This is a genomic window from Actinosynnema sp. NPDC023658, assembly GCF_040639995.1.
Classification (GTDB): Bacteria; Actinomycetota; Actinomycetes; order Mycobacteriales; family Pseudonocardiaceae; genus Actinosynnema.
Genome location: NZ_JBFAAX010001453.1, coordinates 1 through 1,108, shown reverse-complemented (window position 1 = coordinate 1,108; position 1,108 = coordinate 1). Strand labels below are relative to the sequence as shown.

The following is a 1,108-nucleotide window of genomic DNA, read 5'->3' as shown; positions in this document are numbered from 1 at the left end:
TGGTGGCCGACGTCCGCCCCGCCCGCCCCCCCGGTCGCCTCCTCCGGCTCCCGCGCGGGCGGCCGCGCGGTCTACGGGGTGCCGGTGACCGGCGGGAGCTTCTCCCGGGTGACGGACGAACCGGACGGCGACGCGGGCGAGCCCGCGTGGAACCCGGTGGACGGCCGCATCGCCTACACGCTGTGGGTGGGTGACGTGCCGCAGGTCCGGGTCCTGACCGGGACCGGGGTCGGCACCCCGCTGCTGGGCGGCGACCAGGCCTCCTGGCGGGGGCACTGGCCCGCGTGGCTGCCCGACGGGTCGCGCCTGCTGTTCCTCAGCCTCGACCAGACGTGCTCCTGCACGGCCGACCCCGCCGCGGTGAAGGTCTACCGGGCCGACACCGCGCCGGGGGTGCCGCTCACCGCGCCGCCCGACCTGCTGCTGGGCGAGAACCGGCAGCTCAGCTCTCCGAGCTGGCAGGTCGACGGCTCCGGACCGCGGCTGCTCGTGTCCCGCACCAGCGCCCCGACGTGGTTCACCGCCACCCTCCAGGACATCCGCCCCGACGGGTCCGACCCGCGCGACCTGGGCGTGACCGTGCTGCGCGAGGACCCCGAGGCGGGCAACGACCCCAACCTGCTGTTCCACCCCAGGCCCGGGTTCGACCCGTGGGCGCACCGCCAGTCGTACTCACCGGACGGGCGGCAGATCCTGCTGAGCCGGTTCGAGGACGAGGGCGACCGGCGGGTGCAGCGGTTGTGGCTGGTGGACGCCGACGGGGGCAACCCGCGCCTGCTGCCCGTCGCGGACCGGCAGCCCGCCGACTGGGAGTTCGACGCCACCTTCTCGCCCGACGGCCGGTTCATCGCCTTCGCGCGCCGCTCGCCCGGAGGGGTGCGACCCGACGGCTCCGCGAGCCGGATCGTGGTCGTCGAGGCCGCCACGGGTGCGGTGGCGGGCGCGCTGCGACCGCCGCCCGAGGTCGCGGACCAGGAGGACACCCAACCGTCCTGGTCGCCGGACGGCACCACGCTCGCGTTCACCCGAGGCCTCATCACCGACGGGCCGACCGGGGAGGTCCGCGACAACCACATCTGGACCGCGCGGGCCGCGACGCTGGACCGGC

At 76.4% G+C, this 1,108-nt stretch carries 1 pseudogene; it reads left to right on the top strand.

Features of this window, described 5'->3' with window-relative positions:
* Nucleotides 1-108 precede the first annotated feature (108 nt).
* Nucleotides 109-1,108 (top strand): annotated as a pseudogene (locus tag AB0G02_RS41755) (hypothetical protein); the annotation flags it as partial.